The sequence below is a fragment of the Mycobacterium sp. ACS1612 genome (assembly GCF_001667505.1).
GTDB lineage: Bacteria > Actinomycetota > Actinomycetes > Mycobacteriales > Mycobacteriaceae > Mycobacterium.
In genome coordinates this window covers 161,406-177,097 of the sequence record NZ_LZHZ01000027.1, presented here as the reverse complement: position 1 = coordinate 177,097, position 15,692 = coordinate 161,406, and the positions used below count along the sequence as shown (strand labels likewise).

At 65.2% G+C, this 15,692-nt stretch carries 14 protein-coding genes; 2 read left to right on the top strand and 12 right to left on the bottom strand.

Annotated features, from left to right (window positions below):
- Positions 1-11: 11 nt before the first annotated feature.
- The gene (locus A5724_RS11750; protein ID WP_067801114.1) at positions 12-812 is read right to left on the bottom strand and encodes an RsiV family protein; all 801 of its coding nucleotides are present in this window, start codon (positions 810-812) and stop codon (positions 12-14) included.
- A 103-nt stretch (positions 813-915) separates the two neighbouring features.
- Here A5724_RS11750 and A5724_RS11745 point away from each other — a divergent pair, with 103 nt between their 5' ends.
- On the top strand, positions 916-2,220 hold the full coding sequence (locus tag A5724_RS11745) for an acyltransferase (protein WP_067801112.1): 1,305 nt from the start codon (positions 916-918) through the stop codon (positions 2,218-2,220).
- On the opposite strand, the gene A5724_RS11740 is transcribed toward A5724_RS11745, so the two are convergent.
- The 4 genes from A5724_RS11740 to A5724_RS11725 all read right to left on the bottom strand — a co-directional run bounded on the left by A5724_RS11740 (position 2,195) and on the right by A5724_RS11725 (position 6,689).
- Positions 2,195-3,193, bottom strand: a complete 999-nt coding sequence (locus A5724_RS11740; RefSeq protein WP_067801110.1) for an alpha/beta hydrolase family protein — start codon at positions 3,191-3,193, stop codon at positions 2,195-2,197. The two genes, A5724_RS11745 and A5724_RS11740, sit on opposite strands and share 26 nt — an antisense overlap.
- Before the next feature lie 219 nt (positions 3,194-3,412).
- The gene (locus tag A5724_RS11735; protein ID WP_067801274.1) at positions 3,413-4,303 is read right to left on the bottom strand and encodes a cutinase family protein; all 891 of its coding nucleotides are present in this window, start codon (positions 4,301-4,303) and stop codon (positions 3,413-3,415) included.
- Between the two features lie 339 nt (positions 4,304-4,642).
- Positions 4,643-5,275 carry a cutinase family protein gene (locus A5724_RS11730; protein ID WP_067801108.1) on the bottom strand — a complete coding sequence of 211 codons (633 nt, stop codon included), beginning with the start codon at positions 5,273-5,275 and terminating at the stop codon, positions 4,643-4,645.
- Positions 5,276-5,444: 169 nt separating this feature from the next.
- Positions 5,445-6,689, bottom strand: a complete 1,245-nt coding sequence (locus A5724_RS11725; RefSeq protein WP_067801105.1) for a hypothetical protein — start codon at positions 6,687-6,689, stop codon at positions 5,445-5,447.
- Positions 6,690-8,334: 1,645 nt separating this feature from the next.
- Here A5724_RS11725 and A5724_RS11715 point away from each other — a divergent pair.
- On the top strand, positions 8,335-9,825 hold the full coding sequence (locus A5724_RS11715) for a hypothetical protein (protein WP_067801100.1): 1,491 nt from the start codon (positions 8,335-8,337) through the stop codon (positions 9,823-9,825).
- Here the strand turns inward: A5724_RS11715 and A5724_RS11710 are convergent.
- The 7 genes from A5724_RS11710 to A5724_RS11680 all read right to left on the bottom strand — a co-directional run bounded on the left by A5724_RS11710 (position 9,822) and on the right by A5724_RS11680 (position 15,662).
- Complete coding sequence (locus A5724_RS11710) at positions 9,822-10,460, bottom strand: class I SAM-dependent methyltransferase (RefSeq protein ID WP_067801097.1); 639 nt, start codon at positions 10,458-10,460, stop codon at positions 9,822-9,824. The genes A5724_RS11715 and A5724_RS11710 overlap by 4 nt on opposite strands.
- Positions 10,457-10,897, bottom strand: a complete 441-nt coding sequence (locus A5724_RS11705) for a DUF5078 domain-containing protein (RefSeq protein WP_067801094.1) — start codon at positions 10,895-10,897, stop codon at positions 10,457-10,459. The genes A5724_RS11710 and A5724_RS11705 overlap by 4 nt, the downstream gene beginning before the upstream one ends.
- Positions 10,898-10,907: 10 nt before the next feature.
- Positions 10,908-11,237, bottom strand: a complete 330-nt coding sequence (locus A5724_RS11700; RefSeq protein ID WP_067801091.1) for a DUF732 domain-containing protein — start codon at positions 11,235-11,237, stop codon at positions 10,908-10,910.
- A gap of 17 nt (positions 11,238-11,254) precedes the next feature.
- Positions 11,255-14,161, bottom strand: coding sequence for an RND family transporter (locus tag A5724_RS11695; protein ID WP_067801088.1), 2,907 nt, complete (start codon positions 14,159-14,161; stop codon positions 11,255-11,257).
- A 13-nt stretch (positions 14,162-14,174) separates the two neighbouring features.
- Positions 14,175-14,603 (bottom strand): MmpS family transport accessory protein, encoded by a 429-nt coding sequence (locus A5724_RS11690; protein WP_067801085.1) that lies wholly within the window; start codon positions 14,601-14,603, stop codon positions 14,175-14,177.
- A 112-nt stretch (positions 14,604-14,715) separates the two neighbouring features.
- Positions 14,716-15,369 (bottom strand): TetR/AcrR family transcriptional regulator, encoded by a 654-nt coding sequence (locus A5724_RS11685; RefSeq protein WP_067801083.1) that lies wholly within the window; start codon positions 15,367-15,369, stop codon positions 14,716-14,718.
- A 44-nt stretch (positions 15,370-15,413) separates the two neighbouring features.
- On the bottom strand, positions 15,414-15,662 hold the full coding sequence (locus A5724_RS11680) for a DUF6457 domain-containing protein (RefSeq protein ID WP_067801079.1): 249 nt from the start codon (positions 15,660-15,662) through the stop codon (positions 15,414-15,416).
- Positions 15,663-15,692 lie beyond the last annotated feature (30 nt).

The window sequence follows — 15,692 nt, the reverse complement described above, 5'->3', positions numbered from 1 at the left end:
AAGGTGGAGAGTTACGCGATCATCGGGTCGATCTGCGACCGCGGCACCAGAACCGCCAGCGCGCCGGCCGAGTCCGGCAGCAGCACACCCTGGTCGAAGAAGAAGATGATGCCGTCGTTGACCACCGCGAAATTCTGGTAGTTGTTCGGGTTGTAGAGCGCGGCCGGTGCGATCGGCAGGGGCGGTGGTGGTGGCGGGGTCGTCGTCGTGCTGGTGGGTGTTGTCGTCGGGGTCTGTCCCGGCGGTGTGGGCGGCGTGGCTGGTGGCGGAGGCGCCAGTTGCTTCTGCAGTTCGGTCTGAACGATTGGTGCGACCGTCGTCAGCGGATCAGCGACCCGCCACAGCGGGGTGTTGTTCTTGTCGTCAGGTGCGGCCGTCCAGACGATCGCCTTGCGGTAGCTCTGGTCCCAGTTGAAGGCCTTGTACATGGTCTGCGGATGCCCGCCGCCGACATTCTGATAGACCTTGAACACCACCGCCTCGGTGCCGCGCGGGGGTATCGCCGAGTTGTACTCGGTCGGGGTGATGTCCAGCTCGTACGGCGTGTCGCGGGGCGCACCGGACTTCGCGACGTTGAGGAATCCGTCCCGGGCCTGAGCGATGTAGTCGGCGATCGACTTCTGGTCGGGATAATCCAGCGGAATGCTGATATTGACGGTGTACGCAGGGTCGTTGAGCTGGATCTCGCACGTCCTGCCCGTGTTCCCACCTTTGAGTTCGGCGCAGTAGTCCTTCGGCGCAGCCGTGGCCACACCAGGCGAGCCGAAAACGGCGACAGCCGCAATGAGGGCGGCCACATTGAACATGCGCATGTCGAAATCCCTCCGAGCAAACAGCGGCACCGCGCCGCGCACGAGACATTAGCGCGTATTACTACTCATCCCCTAAGCGCCCTGGCAGGGGCATGCTGGAACCATGACGCTCACCAAGCCGACCTCCGGCGGGCGCCCGGTCGCCGACAACACACCGGCCACCCGTGATCGCGCCGTCGACGTGGCCAGGCTGGCCGCGCTCGTCGTCGTCATGTTCGGCCATTGCGCGCTGCTGCTGGCAACCATCGACACCGACGGGCTGCGCATCGGCAATCTCCTCGGCGCGATTCCTGCGCTCGCCCCGATCACCTGGGTCGTCCAGGTGATGCCGCTGTTCTTCCTCGCGGGCGGTGCCGCGGGCGCGTATGGTTGGCGAGCCGGCACGCCTTGGGGCACATGGCTTTTCGCCAGGGCGCAGCGGTTGTGCCGCCCAGTCTTCTGGTATCTCGCGGCGTGGTCGGCCGGGCTCGTCGTGGCGCGGGTGCTTCTCGGGGCGGAATCCGCCGAGGGACTCGGTCGGGAATGCGTTGCGCTGCTGTGGTTCCTCGGTGTGTATCTCGTGGTGCTCGGCTTTGTTCCGGCCTTCACCCGGTTGCAGACGGCCCGCGGCGTCGCGATGGTGGTCGGGTCGCTGTTGGGCGCCGCCGGCGCGGTCGACGCGATCCGGGTCGCGGCAGGCACCGCCGCCGCGGGCGCCGTGAACTTCGTCATCATCTGGCTGATTCCTGTGGCGATCGGCGTGGCCTATGCGCGTCGACTGATCCCGGTCCGGGCCGCACTGGTCGTCGCCGCCGCCGCACTGTCCGCGCAGATCTTGCTCGCCATGGTCGGCCCCTACGACATCTCCCTGGTCGTCACCGGAACCGAACAGATGTCGAACGTGTCACCGCCGACCCTGCTACTGGCGTTGCACTGCACCTGGATGTCCTTCGCTTTCGTCGCCTCTGCCGACGCCATCCGCCGAGTGGCTGCCCGGCCTCGCGTCTGGCACCTCGTGGTCGTGGGCAACGGCGGAGCGATGACCCTCTACCTCTGGCACATCCCGGCGATCGCGGTGGCGACCTTCACGCTGAATGCGTTTGGGCTCGACGCGTACGACGTTGACGCGCCGTGGTTTTGGGCTCGGCTCGCGCTGCGCGCGGTGGTCTTCGCAGGCGTCATGGCAGCCACATTCAAACTGCTGGCGCCGCTCGAGCATCGCCGACTGCCGTGGTGGGATGCCCTCGCCAGTGCGACTGGTGCACGTTCGACCGCCGCCGGTGTCTTGGTTTGCGTTGCGGGCGTTGCGCTTCTGCTGTTGGCCAAGGACGGCCTCGGCGACGCCGCGGGGTGGACGGAGCTGGGGTGCTTCGCCGCCGCCGCGGCGGCCGCGCGACTGGTCGCTACGCTCCGAGCGCCGGTCCGATAGTGGTGTTCCACGACTCCTGCATCTCCGACTCGAACAGCCCCCAGGTGTGGGAGCCCTCCGGTCGCACCACGTAGTTGATCGGAACACCAGCCGCCGCAGCGGAATCGGCGAACACCTTGGTGCTGTCGGCGACGATGCGCTCGATCAACCCGCCCGCGAAGTTCGGCCCGAAGCCTGGGGGCAGTTGGTCGACCGCGCCCTCCGCGCCGCTGCCCGAGGCGGCGACGTACACCGCGACGCCCTTGAGCTTGGTGATGTTCTTGGACGGATCGTGGGCCACCCACAGCGGACCGCCCGCGGGACCCCACATCGCGTCGGCACTTGCGCCGCCGCCGCCCAACGTGATTGCCACCTGCTGAGGTTGATCGGACGGGTTGAGCAGACCGCTGTACGAACCGACGGCGCGGTAAACGCCGGGCGCCTGAACCGCGTAGTCGACGGCGGTGCCCCCGGTGCTCGACAAGCCGCCGACGGCGTTCCTCCCGTTGGCGTTGTACTGCTTGTTGATCAACGGCGGCAGTTCCTTGGTCATATACGTCTGGTACTGCTTGCTCCCGTCGTTGACCCAGTCGGTGTACCAGCTGAACGCGCCGCCGAGTGGTGAGACGACGTTGACGTTCTTGTTGGCGAAGAAGCCCTGAATGTCGGTCATGCCGAACCAGCTCTTACCGCCAGCCGGAATGGTGCCGCCCGGGTCGAGATCGTCGCCGCCGTCGATGCCGGGCAGCAGATAGAAGGTCGGCGCTCCGGACTTGGGGGCTTTGAAGACGTCGTTGACAACGACCTTGTTCATCGCGGGGGAGTAGACCGAGACCTTGTCCCACCGGTCAGTGACGTGCTGAATTTCGGTGATATGTGCGCCTTGTGGCGCGCTACCGGGCGGATCAGCCACGGCGACAGGCATTGACAGGAACGACAGAATCGAGATCAGCGCCACAGCGAACGCACGAAAACCACTCTTCAGTTGGGTCACCGGCTGATTATGCGGTTCAGCGAACGGCTCGGCAGCCTTTTCCGGTTTTCTGGTGCCGGCGCGACGAACCGTGGTGCCGATGGCTTTCTTCGCAATGGGGGAAGGATCCTAGCCAGGAGTACAGGCCGTACGAGTCGCTGCCCATTCCCAATTGGCTCGCAGCTTGTTCACAGCCGATTGACGGTGCGACACAGAGCAATCCGGTCGGCTGACCGATTGTCAGATGACAGGCTCGACCGGAGCGGGCGGAGCGGCGGGACCCGGCGGCACCGGACCGGTCGGCAGATGCGGTGTGGCGCCGGTGTTTTCGGCAGCAGACACCGGCGGAGTGATCGGCGCCGAGGCTGCCGTCAATGGTGAGGGCGGCGGCGCTACCTGCGGTCCCGGCTCGGGGCCGGTGACAGATGGCTGCGCGGCCGCATCCGCGGCCCAACTTGCCTGCAGTTGATTCGCGGCGAATGTGGCGCCCTGATCGACCATTCCGCCGTCGATATACGTGTTGTGCGCTGAGAAACTCCTGCCGCTGCTATCGCAGACCAGGTCGTTGTCGACGCACAAGTCGATGGACTTACCGACGTACTGCGGTCCGATGGTCACCGCTGGGTCGTTGATCGCACGCATGAAGCGGGTCGACGGCTTGCCGAACAGGACGACCGCAGCGACGTGGTTGGCCACCTCGGGCGGCATCGGTGCCGGCACATCCGCGGGTGAAACCCCGTCGGGTACAACGCTGGCGGTGACGAAGCCCATCACAGCGGCGCCTTGCGAGAAGCCACCGAGCACCATCTTGGTCTTCGGGCAATTCGCGGCGGTGGCGAGGATGTGTGCACGCGCGTCGTTGATTCCGTCGACGGCGGTTGGGAAGTCGATGGTCGCGGGGTAGTCGACGCCGTACACCCCGAGCGATTTTCCGAGGGTTCGGGCGCGCAAGGCGTCGACGAAGGCGTCACCGGTCGGTCCGACTCCCGGCGCCTCGGTGGTGCCGCGGGCGAAGACGACTTCGACGTCAGGGCAGGGGATCGCCTCCGCGGACGGCGCCTGTGCGACCTGAATGGCCGACGTGGCCGCCGCCGCAACGCCGATTGACACTGCGAGAAGGCGTGACTTCACCGCCCTATGCTGACACACCTCACCGCCTGATGCGCGTCGAGCGAACGGCCGTGCGGCCCCGCCGAATTTGCCCCGTTCCTGCAGTGCAGCAACGGCAGCGACTAACCGTGGCTTCGCCATGGCCGACCTCCCGACTTCAACGATGTCATCTATTTCGTCAGACAGTCGCCGGGTATTACGTCAACCCAGTAACCGCCAGCCTGGCCGAATTGGATTGCAGGTGATTGTACGGTTAGCACCGCCGCAAAGCCTAGGTCGTAAGAACCTTCCTTAGGACTTGCTCATTGACAGCTAGCGAAGCTGCTACAGATGGGCTGGGCGCGTGTGAGTTTCGCCTAGCTAGATGCGACTGGCCGCGAAAGTTGCGGCCTGGTTGACCATTCCGGTCTGGATGTAGGCGGCGTGCGCGCCCCAGTCCCAGCCGTCGGAACAGATCGGGTCGTTCGGCACGCACAAGTCGATCGTCTTCTCGGCGAACAGGGGGCCGACTCCCGGCAGTGGACCCGGCGCCAACCGGTCGGCGAACGCGCTTCGCGGAGCCCCGAAAAGCGCTGCTGCCACGACGTGATCGGCGACCTGCGGGGGCAGCGCGCCGGTCGCCAGGTCAATGACTCCCGCACCCTGGGAGTAGCCGCCGAGCACCAACCGGGTGGACGGACAGGCCGCGGCCATCGACTGGATGTGGGCGCTCGCATCGCGGGCGCCTGCGGGCGTGCTCGTGTCGAAGTCACGGCTGGCGGGGTAGTCGACCGCGTACACCGCGACAGACCGGCCGTTCAATTGCGTACGAAGCGAATCGATGAACGCCCCGCCGATGCCGCCGGGGCCCGCTGGTTCCGTCGTGCCGCGGGCGAACACGATCTCGACGTCAGGGCATGGCGCCGCATTCGAGGCGGAAACGGGTAGCGCGAGCGCGGTGGCGGCCAGGACGCCGAGAAGGCAGATGCCGCGGCGAGAACTCGAGGTGTCCATGCTGATATGTCGCGCAGCGGGCCGCAAATGTCACAACCCCGGATACGTCAATCTCGCCGGGTCACACGTTCGGCGGACAGCGACGAGCCGCTCCAAATTTCCGCCGAGTCGGCGAAGCTGGTGTTGGAAAGCCCTTTCGCCGTGCCATATTCCAGCCTGGACGGTAGCGTCAGGCGGCCCGTTCGAACAACGGCACCGCGCGCGCCACCTCGGAATTACGCGTACGCGGTCGGCGAGACCGCCGCGTGTGCAGCGATACCAGGGACCCGGAACGCACCACACCCAACGGCCCTTGGCGGGCGAACCGAGCGATCGCGGTGCTGCGTACCGTCAGTGCGGCCTTCGCCTGCCGGTATCCGACCCGGATGCCCGCCGCGCAGATGATCAGCAGCCCACCGATACCGGGAAGCGCGAACGCCGCGAGCGCGGTCAGCGACGCCGGCGCCAGGACCGCCCTGATGGTGTGCTCGAGGAAGGACAGGGCGCCCGCAGGAGCGGTGACCTCCGTGGCCATCGGCGCGGTGCCGGCGAGCGCCAAGTCGGCGTCCAGCCCGGCGGTGGCAATTCCGTCGAGCGCCGCAGGCGCGATGACGTCACCGCTCAACGGCATTACGTCCATTGGGGTAACCGGCAGGATCGGCGACGCATCAGGCGGCGTCGGTTCCGGCGCGCCCACTGGGCTCGTCCCGGTCACGGTCGTCAAGCCCAAACCGGAGCCGACGTTCACCGGTTGCATGATCGGCGCGTTGATCCCTGGGAACACGAGCAGCGAGTAGAGGTCGCCGGGAACCTGTGCCAGCGGTGCGACCGCGTCGTTGACGGAGATCAGCATGTTCTGCACCGACGTGATCACGTCGGTGACCGGAGTTTCGGACGTGGGCAGCGCCGCGAGCACTCCAGGCACCGTCATCGCTACGCCGGCGACCTTGGCTATCGCGGTGGGTACCGGCTGTAGGGCTTTCAGCGCAGGCCCCATCACATCGGTCGGGTGATTGGCTGCCGGACTCGGCGTTGCGTTGTGGGTCACCAGCGGGGCTGGAGTGGACTCCGCGGCGGCGAACACCTTCTCCTCAGGTGCGCCTGCCTCGGCAGAGGCTGGGGTCACCTCTTCGGACTGCGACGTCGGGGCGACGGGCACCGGGACGACGGGGGTCGGCGTCGCCTTCACGATGACTGGCTTCTGAACTGGCGTGCTCATCGCGTGAAGCTTCTTCAGCACGTCCTGGATGGCGCGACTGATCGGCGACTTCGGAGTCGAGGAGGCGGTTGCCGGTGTGGTGGTGGAGGTGTTGACGGGCGCGAGGCTGGGACTTGCCGTCTCTACGCCCTGGCTTTGTGCGGCGGTGCCGGCGGAGTCGTCGGCCGAGGCGATCGCACCGCCGGCGCTTCCGACGAGGAGGCCGGTCGTGAGCACGCAGACACCCGCTGCTAGGCGCAATTGCGTCGAAATCTTGATCTCCTCCCACCAGCAAGCGATCTCGTCGGTAGGTAACGTGCGACATTCTCGCACAGTTTTCCTCCCCAATTCACACGATTGTGCAGGCAATCGGCCCAGATGAGAATAGGTAGCAAACAATTTCCCTTGGCGGCCCGAAAAGCAGCTTTGTCGGCCAGCCCGCACAGCGCACGAAATGGGTTTGCTGTCGACGGCGCGTCCCGCTGCTTCCTCCGTGGATGCTGGGGTGGCAGCGGACGGTCGGCCTGCTCGGGATAGCCGGGCGAACGCAACTGACGAGCCAGTTTCTTCGCTAGCGTAAATAAAGGCGTTCGAATCACAGCAGCGTCACGGCATTCCGGAGAGGGAATCGAAATTCGTTCCGTTCCGTTCGCATATATGCGGCGATAACGCTGCAAACCGGCCTCAAGATCAAATGCAACTGGCCGCCTATCTATCAGCAAGTTTGCCAGCTCACGCGCGCCCGGCATGCGTCCGCCGGCAAGTGATTCCTGGCGATCATTGCGAGTTCAACTCTCGGACGGCGCCGGTGAACACTGATAGACCTACCCGCAATGGCTTTCGTTCAGGTCAGTGGCGTGACGTATCACGACCCCAGCCTGCCGTTCGGCTGCTATGTCCTCTCCAGCGCCGCCGACGGTGTCACCCGACTGATCGAGCTGAACGGCGTGGTGCACAACGAGTGGCCGCAGCCCGGAGTGCCTGCCCAAATCATCGATCCTGTGCTCAACGGCGGATTCGGCTGGCGGCATCTACGACAACCGCACGGTCGGTCAGCTGACGTGGAACGGCGAGACGGTCTGGAAGTGGGGCGTCGAAGCGCCTGGCGGCGCGGCCCGACAGAATCACGACTGGGAACTGCTGGAGAACGGCAACCGGCTCATCCTGGTGGCGCTCCCGCGCGAAGTGCCCGCGCCCGGCCCGCACGCCGTGGGTGATCATCGCGACGAATTCGGTTTCACCGCAGAAGGTTTCGACTATCTGCGGGACCCGTCGCGCGGAACCCTTCCGACAACCTTCTGATCAGCTCGCGTAGAGCTAACACGGTCGCGCTGAGCGACCGGTCCACCGCCCGGATCGTGTGACAGTCCACCGCTGAGGACTCCGGGCGTCCGCGTTGGACGTTCGTCAGCTCATTCGTCAGCAACGCACAGCGCCTGCCGAACGGAAACACGTCGATCACTGAGCGCATGCACGGCCGGTCAGGGGGCGTGGGAGTACCTGACCCCGTACGAGGATTACGTCGTCGCGGAGGGATCCTGAGGTCATAGTGCCGACGGACGAAGGCCGTGCCGTTCGAGTGGGTGCCCAGCAAATCATGAACAGAGCTCGTACGCAGTGCGTACAAGCGGTGAACTCGCTGCACGCGCATGGCGAAGGACCGGTAGGCGAGTGTCCATGTGGAACGTCAATATTCCCCAGCGGGGGGATCGGGTAACGCCGTCTGGCTGCGGCTCGATAAACGCTGCAAGTCGTTGCGCCCGCCGTCTGGAGACGACGAGATGACGGGCGAGGGTGAGCAAACTATGCTCGCCTCGGGTGAGCGCTTGACCCGTGACGGCGACATCGGTTTCGCGACGAGAGTGGAGCCAAGGTGCAATCAGTGCTGGGACTGTCCGTGACGTCCACCAGCGTCGGCTGGGTGCTGCTCGACGGACAAGGCTCCGATCCCGCAGTTCTCGACCACGACGTATTCGACGTGCCGTCGGCTGTAAACGGCGCCGACCCCGCCTCGGCACCGCACACGGCGGCGGCGCGCGGCGCGCAAGCCATCGCGGCGGCCAGCGGGCACAAGGTGGGCTGGGTTCATGTGACTTGGACGCAGGAGGTCGAGGCGGGCTCGGCTGCTCTGCTGAACTCCTTGGGGGACTTGGGCTTCGACAACGTGCACGCGGTTGCCGTCAGCCGGGCCGCGCAATTCTGGGGTATCGAAACCGGACGGCAAAGCGAGCACGCCAAGTCCGGGCTGTGCATCCTCGAACCCAACGCGGCGACGATGATGGTCATCGCCACCGGTGCGGGCACTGTGCGTACCGCAGTCACGGACCACCTCGAGTCCGCCGAGGATCTCGTCGAGTGGTTACGGACGGTGTTTCGTAAGGACGGCTGGTTGCCTGAAAGCCTCTACCTCATTGGGGCGCATGCCGATTTGGATGAGCTCACGCAGGCCGTCGCTGACGCGCTGCCCATCCCAGTGTCTGATTCGGTCGACACCCAGCTGGCACTAGCGCGTGGCGCAGCACTGGCCACGGTGGAGCCGGCCGCCAGCGGTTCCGTGCAGGCCACCGAGGCACCGACCGAAAAGCCCTGGCGCATTACGCGTCCGAAGAAAAATGTCGTACCGCCGTCGGAGCCCGTCGTCGACGCCGAGGTGACCACGGTCATCACGACACCACGCGTCGAGTCCCCGCAGCAGGACCGGCCGTGGGCACGCGCGCACGCCAAGAAATTGACCATCGGGGCCGCCGCCGTAGCGGTTTTCGGCGCGGCACTCTCGCTTGCCGCGGGTTCGGCGCTGAACGTCGAAACCGACACCGCACAGGCCGCGGACACCTCGGGCTCAGGCGCTTCGGTGACGTCGGCGAGTGTCCACCCCGTGCCCGCGCAGGCGACGACGCTGTCCACTCCGGAGCTTCAACCGCTGGCCGTCGTGCCGCCACCCGTGCCGGAAACATCGCCGGTTCCTGCCGCGCAGGCGGCGATCACCACACCGGAATCGACCGCCGTTCCGGTGCCGCACCCGACACCGCAACCGGTTGCGCTTCCGACCCCGTCCGCAGTGCCGAGCACTCCGGTTCCGGTCACCGCGCCGGTTTCGACGCCCGCTGAGGTGGCGCCACTCGCGGCACCCGTTGCGCCGCCACCCGCTGCGCCCGTCCCGGAGCCGCCGGTGGCTGCTCCTGGGGTTCTCGTCGCTCCGCCGCCTGTCGCTCCGCCGGCTGGGGTGGTTCCGCCTGCCACCGCGCCCGGCCCCTTCGGGCCGCCTCCGGGTCCTGTCGGGCCTGCTGCTCCGGCCGACGCCGGAGTACCGCAATCGCCCACACCGGATCCCATCCAGCAGGCCTTGAGCACGCTGTTCAGCGGCTTGCCCTAGGGCTTGACGCCGATGGTGATCAGATCCGACAGCAGCTGAGTCCAGACCGGACGGTGCACGCGGTGCTGATCTTCGACGCGGAAGCCTGTGTTTGCGAACAACTTTCGCATCTCCGCCGGCGTCGGATTGTGCGCCGGGTTCAGTCGATTCGCGGATAGCCGGTGCAGCGGCAGCCGCTGGCGGGGACTCAATGTCGCCACCGCCGTCAGACCGCCTGGCGCAAGGACGCGATGAAATTCGCGCAACGCGGCCGGCTGATCGAAGAAGTGAAACGCCGACGTCGTGACGACCGCGTCCAGCGTGCCGTCCTCGAACGGCAGGTGCTCCGCAGGTCCCTTGCGCCACAGCACCTTCGATGTGCGGGCCCGTGCCTGGGCGAGCATGCCATCGGACATGTCGACGCCGTAGATCTCGTCAGGATCCAACTCGTCCGCGATTCGGTTGGCGAGAATGCCTGTGCCGCAGGCAACGTCGGCGATCCGGCGGGCGCCGCGACTGCCGAGCACCGCGATCACCTCGTCCTGCGCCGGGCGGTACACCCACTGCTGCAGGGCAGGCGAGTCGTACAGCGGCGCCGCCAGACTCCAGAACCGCGTGACCGCTTCGTTGAGTGTTCGTCGGGGCGCCGACGTCACCAAGTCCAGACCGTGGGGTCGGTCGGCGGGTAGTTCATGCAGATGTCGGTGCCGTGCGCGGCGACACCCTTGTTGTTGAAGAACAGCTTGGCCCAGTTGCCCCAACGCGTGGCCACCTGCTCGTAGTAGACGTTGGTCGCGGTGTTCTCCGAATACTGCCGCCGACCGGCGTAATCCAACGAGAAGAACCAGTAGATGCGGTCACGCGCGGCGTCCTGAACGTCGGCGGGCCGGTTCTTGTAGTCGGTCATGTAGCGCTCGTAGTAGACCGGTTCGACGTCCCGCACGGCCGCCATGTACTGGTCGACTGTGCACGTGGTCTTCAGGATGCGATTGGGAATCGGGTAGTCGTCGCTGGCGTCGGCGGAGGCGACCGCGGGCAGGGCTACCGCCGCCACGCTGACCGCAACCGCCGCGACACTCGCTTTGATGAACATGTCTGACTCCTTACTGGTGGGCGGCTGCGTCGAGCACCGGCAGCTTATCCGGGCAGTAGGTGCGAAGCGATGCACCGAGGAACTGCCATGCCTGTTCGGTGGTGCTGCCCTTGGGTAGCTGCAGGAAAACGAACTTCGCCGACTTGTCGGCGTCCGCATCCAACCCGTTGTAGAGCCGCTTACACGTGATCTTGCCGATCCACGCGTTGTAATCCTTCTGGCCGTAGATGCCGTACGTGTGGAGTTCGTTCGCGAAATCCGTGTCGGGGTCGGCGTGCGCCGGAGCAGCGAACACCAGGGCGGGCGCTACCGCCGCGGCGGCCAACGTAGCGAGTCTCATTCCCTTCATCAATACACCTATCTGATTGGACCCGTTGGGTTTTCGTCGTCGGCACCGCTGGCGCCGACGCGGACCGGGGAGTCAGCCGAATGCCGCACCGGCTTCGGCCATGGCGATGGTACGGGCCGCGTCCGGACATTCTGTGGCCACCAGAACCAGCGGCCCATCAGGGCCGCGATCGAGGGCGTCATGAACGACCGGATCACGAGAGTGTCGAACAGCAGGCCAAGACCGATCGTCGTACCCACCTGACCCACGACTATCAGGTCGCTGACCACCATCGACATCATGGTGAACGCGAACACCAGGCCTGCCGAGGTGACCACGGCGCCGGTACCCGCCATCGACCGGATGATACCCGTCTTGATGCCCGCGGGTATCTCTTCTTTGAACCGGGACACCAGCAAAAGGTTGTAGTCGGAGCCCACCGCCAGCAGGATGATCACCGACATCGCCAGGATCATCCAGTGCAGCGGTATGCCCAGGATGTGTTCCCAGATCAGCACGGACAATCCGAAGGACGTACCCAAGGACAACAGCACCGTGCCGACGATGACCGCCGAGGCGATCACCGCCCTGGTCAACAACAGCATGATGATGAAGATCAGGCAGAGCGAGGAGATCCCGGCGATCAGCAGGTCCCAGTTCGAACCCTCCTGCATGTCCTTGTAAGTGGACGCGGTACCGGCCAGGTAGATCTTCGAGCCCTCCATCGGCGTGCCCTTGATCGCCTCGAATGCCGCGTTCTTGATCTGCGGGATCAGCGCGATGCCCTCTGGAGTCGCGGGGTCACTCTCGTGAGAGATGATGAAGCGCACGGCCTTTCCGTCGGGGGAGACGAACATCTTCATGCCGCGCTTGAAGTCGGGGTTGTCGAAGACTTCCGGCGGCAGATAGAACGAGTCGTCGTTCTTGGATGCATCGAACGCCTGGCCCATAGCGCCCTGGTTCTCCTGCATCGCCTTCATCTGGTCCTGCTGGCTCTTCTGGCTCTGATACATGGTCAGCGTGATGTGCTGCATGCTCTTCATCGTCTCGATCATCGACGGCATCAGAGCCACCATCTGAGGCATCAACGTGTCCAGCTTCTCCATGTCGGGAAGCAGGTTCTTGATGTCGTCGGTCATCGTGTCGATACCGTCGAGGGTGTCGAAGATCGATCTGATCGACCAGCAGACCGGGATGTCGTAGCAGTGCGGCTCCCAGTAGAAGTAGTTGCGCAGCGGCCGGAAGAAGTCGTCGAAATCGGCGATGTGGTCGCGCAATTCCTCGATGTCGACCGTCATGCCCTTCATCTTGGTGACCATGCTGTGCGTGGTGGCCGCCATCTGCACAGTGATGTTCTGCATGCGTTCCATCGTGGCGATGGACGTCTGCATGTCATTGGCCTGCTTCAGCATGTTGTCCATGACTTTTTGCATGTAGTCCTGATTCATCTGCTGGCTGGTGCCCTGCATGCTGATCAGGAACGGGATCGAGGTGTGCTCGATCGGGGTGCCCTCCGGCCGGGTGATGGACTGCACCCGTCCGACGCCGGGGACGTGGAAGATGCTCTTGGCGATCCGGTCGATCACCAACATGTCCGCCGAGTTGCGCACGTCATGGTCGGTTTCAACCAGCAGCATCTCCGGATTCATCCGGGCTTGCGGGAAATGCCTATCCGCTGCCGCGTAGCCGAGGTTCGCCGGAATGTCCTTGGGCAGATAGTTGCGGTCGTTGTAGCTGGGCTTGTACGACGGCAAGGCCAGCAACCCGATCAGGGCCAGCGCCACCGACGCGGCGAGAATCGGTCCCGGCCAGCGCACCACGGCGGTACCGACCCGTCGCCAGCCACGGGTCTTCATCGCGCGCTTCGGGTCGAACAAGCCGAACCGGCTGCAGACCGTCAGCAGGGCGGGCGCCATGGTCAGCGCCGCCGCGACTGCGACGAGCATGCCGATGGCCAACGGGATGCCCAGCGTCTGGAAATACGGGAGTCGCGTGAAGGTAAGGCAGAACGTCGCGCCGGCGATGGTCAGGCCCGAGCCCAGAATCACGTGCGCGGTGCCGTGATACATGGTGTAGAACGCGGTTTCGCGGTCCTCGCCGTTCTCCCGCGCCTCGTGATACCGACCGACGAGGAAGATCGCGTAGTCGGTTCCCGCGGCGATCGCCAGCGTGGTGAGCAGGTTGACCGCGAATGTCGACAACCCGATCAGGTCGTAATAACCAAGGGCGGCAACGATTCCCCTGGCCGCGGCCAACTCGATGAACATCATCACCAGGACCAGCAGGACAGTGACGATGGACCGGTAGACGAACAACAGCATCACGAAGATCACCGCGATCGTGATCATGGTGATCAGCTGGATGCTCTTGTCGCCTGCATGGTGCTGATCGGTCATCAGCGGTCCCGGCCCGGTGACGTAGGCCTTGATCCCCGGCGGTGGCGGCGTGTCATCGACGATCTTGCGGACGGCTTCGACGGATTCGTTGGACAGGCTCTCGCCCTGGTTACCCGCGAGGTACACCTGGACGTAGGCGGCCTTACCGTCGGCGCTCTGCGCGCCGGACGCGGTCAGCGGATCGCCCCAGAAATCCTGGATGTGTTCGACGTGCGTCTTGTCGGTCTCGAGCTTGTCGATCAGGGTGTCGTAATACTTGTGCGCCGAATCGCCCAGTGGCTGATCACCCTCCAGGACGATCATCGCCGAGCTGTTGGAGTCGAACTCCTGGAACGTCTTGCCAACCCGCTGCATCGCCTCCAGCGAGGGTGCGTCATTGGGCGCCAACGACACCGCGTGCGCCTCGCCGACCTTTTCCAACTGCGGGGCGATGACGTTCACGAGGACAGTCAGCGCGATCCAGCCCAAAAGGATTGGCACGGAGAACAGTCGGATGAAGCGCGGGATCATCGGGTGCGCCCCGACATGTGTATTGCTCATGCGGCGACCTCGCTCATGCGGATTTCACCAAGCAGAACGTCTGGGCGTTCACGCCGTCAGTGGTCCTCTCGTCTTTGACCACGCCGTCGACGGTGATGCGGCAGGTGATGCTGCTGCCGTCACTCTGGGCGATGATGTTGGGGCTGGCCGCGGGCGCGGTGGTGGTCAGGGTCAGCTCCCACGGCAGCGGGGCATTGAGTGCCTTCTGCGGTTGGGCGTCAAGATCGAGGTAGTTGATCGTGGCGGTGCTGCCGTTGCCGAAGATCTCGTACTTGACGACCTTCGGGTTGAACGGTTCGGGGTCGTTGACCAGGCCTGCGCCCGGCTTGGTGAGCACGGTGTGTCCAAAGAAGCCGCGGAAGCGGTCCACGACGAATACCGCGATGACCACCACCAGCAGGATGACCAGCACGACCCAACTGCGCTTGGCGAAACGCAACATCAGACGATTCGCTCCCGACCCTTGCTACTCATTCATGCCCTCTTCTAATGCCTGTTCACAGCGCTGCGGCTATAACTTAGCCGGTATAACTTCTCATCGCGAAGCAATTACCTCAAGTAACTGTGCTGCTGGTCACCTCCTGGCCACCTGCCGGCGCTGGGTCACTCGACTTGTCCCAAACCGGCATCTCGAAGCGCTCCAGGCAGCGTTCGATGAAGGCGGTGGCCTCCTCGTGACCGTGCGTGATGCCCAATCCCTGCTCGTGCATCACCATCCGGGCCAAGCCACCCATGATCATCGACATGACCACCGGCGGGAACTGCTCGAGGTCCACGCCGCGGGCCTTCAACGCCAGCGTCACCACGCCCTCCTCCACGTCGCGGAAACGCATGGCGTAGGCCGAGATCTCGCTGCGGATGGCCTTACGATGGTTGGCCATCGCAAGAAACTCGGTGAAGAGTTGGGCGTCGGTCGCGCTGTTGAGCAGCCACAAAGCGTGCAGGGGCTGCGCATCGGCGATCGCCTCGCGTTGACGCTGCAGATTGTGCTCGGCCTTGTCGCGCAGCACGGCGACGAACAGGTCATCCATGCTGGGGAAGTAGTAGTGCACCAGCGCGGGCTTGACCCCCGCCTTGGCCGCGACCCGCCGCGACGTCGCCGCCGCATAACCCTCGTCGAGCATGATTTGGGCGGTCGCCTCGATCAGGGCCTCCCGTGTCGCCTCACGGCCGACGCGTGGCTGCTCGTCAGCGGGCTTGCTCGACATGGAGGCAGACTAACGGTTGGGCGACCGCCCAACAACTGCTACGTCTAGCCCTGTGGCGGCGGGAGAAGCGCGTCGAGCCGGCCCAGGGTGTCGCCGAGGGCGTCCGCGCGATCCGCGCCGTCGGCGAGCCTGCGCCCGACGGCACAGCCGAGCACAAACGTCGAAAGCGGCGTCATCTTGCGCTCCACCCGGTGCGCGACATCGCCCGCCGCACCTAGCAGTTTCGTCATCTCGTCGGACGTGAGGGGCTCCTCGCCGACTGCGCGCGCGAGTTCGTCGATCCAGTTGTCCATGGCTTAAGTATCGACGCCGCACCGATGGAG

Coding starts and splice junctions, on each gene's coding strand:
- A5724_RS11750 (WP_067801114.1), bottom strand. CDS start 812: ATGCGCATGTTCAATGTGGCCGCCCTCATTGCGGCTGTCGCCGTTTTC.
- A5724_RS11745 (WP_067801112.1), top strand. CDS start 916: ATGACGCTCACCAAGCCGACCTCCGGCGGGCGCCCGGTCGCCGACAAC.
- A5724_RS11730 (WP_067801108.1), bottom strand. CDS start 5,275: ATGGACACCTCGAGTTCTCGCCGCGGCATCTGCCTTCTCGGCGTCCTG.
- A5724_RS11705 (WP_067801094.1), bottom strand. CDS start 10,897: ATGTTCATCAAAGCGAGTGTCGCGGCGGTTGCGGTCAGCGTGGCGGCG.
- A5724_RS11700 (WP_067801091.1), bottom strand. CDS start 11,237: ATGAGACTCGCTACGTTGGCCGCCGCGGCGGTAGCGCCCGCCCTGGTG.
- A5724_RS11695 (WP_067801088.1), bottom strand. CDS start 14,161: ATGAGCAATACACATGTCGGGGCGCACCCGATGATCCCGCGCTTCATC.
- A5724_RS11690 (WP_067801085.1), bottom strand. CDS start 14,603: ATGTTGCGTTTCGCCAAGCGCAGTTGGGTCGTGCTGGTCATCCTGCTG.
- A5724_RS11685 (WP_067801083.1), bottom strand. CDS start 15,369: ATGTCGAGCAAGCCCGCTGACGAGCAGCCACGCGTCGGCCGTGAGGCG.
- A5724_RS11680 (WP_067801079.1), bottom strand. CDS start 15,662: ATGGACAACTGGATCGACGAACTCGCGCGCGCAGTCGGCGAGGAGCCC.